This window comes from Mesorhizobium sp. M7A.F.Ca.CA.004.04.2.1, assembly GCF_004022825.1.
In the GTDB taxonomy this organism is placed as follows: domain Bacteria; phylum Pseudomonadota; class Alphaproteobacteria; order Rhizobiales; family Rhizobiaceae; genus Mesorhizobium.
In genome coordinates this window covers 1-1,205 of the sequence record NZ_RZPH01001377.1, presented here as the reverse complement: position 1 = coordinate 1,205, position 1,205 = coordinate 1, and the positions used below count along the sequence as shown (strand labels likewise).

General features: G+C 65.0%; 1 protein-coding gene and 1 pseudogene. One reads left to right on the top strand and one right to left on the bottom strand.

Features of this window, described 5'->3' with window-relative positions; genetic code table 11:
* Window positions 1-221: pseudogene (locus EN893_RS34700) on the top strand (hypothetical protein); the annotation flags it as partial.
* On the opposite strand, the gene EN893_RS34695 reads toward EN893_RS34700, so the two are convergent.
* Window positions 218-1,205, bottom strand: a 988-nt coding sequence (locus EN893_RS34695; RefSeq protein ID WP_128362196.1) for a DNA polymerase IV, incomplete at its 5' end; no start/stop codon positions are given. The pseudogene EN893_RS34700 and the gene EN893_RS34695 sit on opposite strands and share 4 nt — an antisense overlap.

The following is a 1,205-nucleotide window of genomic DNA, read 5'->3' as shown; positions in this document are numbered from 1 at the left end:
ATGTCGGCTCTCGCACGGGACCGGCGCAGCTTAACGGCAGCCGTTCGGGCAACGCGATCAACCTGGGCATTCGCTGGGCCAAGGAGGTCAATGGCGACCGAAGGGCGCAGATGAAGGTCGAGAAACGCGGCGAGAACGGCATGCGGCTGACCGTCATCGACACCGACCCGAAAACCGGCAAGAGCGTGGTGACGAGCAGGATTGATCTGCAGCGCACCTAATCCTCCAGCGGCTCCGGCGGATGGGCGTCGCGGCCCTTGCCGAATGTGTAGCCGGTTTCCACCGCTTTGCGGCCGAACTTGTCGCGCAGGGCGTCAATGGCGCCTTCGGCCATGGCGCGCTTGCGCGATTGGATGTCGACCAGATCGGGCGGGTCGGCCTTGTCGTCGTCCGAGAGGTCGCTGACACCGATGCCGAGCAGCCGATACTTCGTGCCGTCGGTTTCCTTGCGCAGAAGCTCCACCCCGGTCTGAAAGATGCGGTCGGCGAGCCGGGTCGGATCGCCGAGCTGGCGATTGCGCGTGCGCAGCTTGAAATCCTGGGTCTTCAGCTTCAAGACCACGGTGCGCCCGGCAATGCCTGACTTTTTCAGCCGTGCCGAGACCTTTTCCGAAAGGCCCCTGAGAACCGCGACCAGTTCCTCCAGCGACGCGATATCGGTGTCGAAGGTGGTTTCGGCCGATACGCTCTTGGCATCCTGGTCGGGATCGACGCGGCGGACGTCCTCGCCGCGCGAAAGGTGGTAGAGCCGGTCGCCCATCGTGCCGTAGCGGCGCATCAGGTCGCCGCGATCCATCTGCTGCAACTGGCCGATGGTGCGGATGCCGTCACGCTCCAGCGTGGCGTTGAATGCCTTTCCGACACCCCAGATCATGGTCACCGGCTGCGCCGAGAGGAAGCCGACTGCCTCGGCCTCGCCGATGACCGAGAAACCGCGCGGCTTGCGAAAGTCAGACGCAATCTTGGCGAGGAACTTGCAATAGGACAGGCCGGCCGAAACGGTGATGCCGATCTCCTTCTCGACGGCCTGCGCGAAGCGCGCCAGCACCACAGCGGGCGGCAGGCCGTGCAGCCGTTCGGTGCCGGCGAGGTCGAGAAACGCCTCGTCGATCGACAGCGGCTCGACCAGCGGTGTCAGCGCTTGCATCATGGCGCGCACTTCGCGGCCGACGCGCACGTATTTTTCCATGTTGGGGCTGATGGCC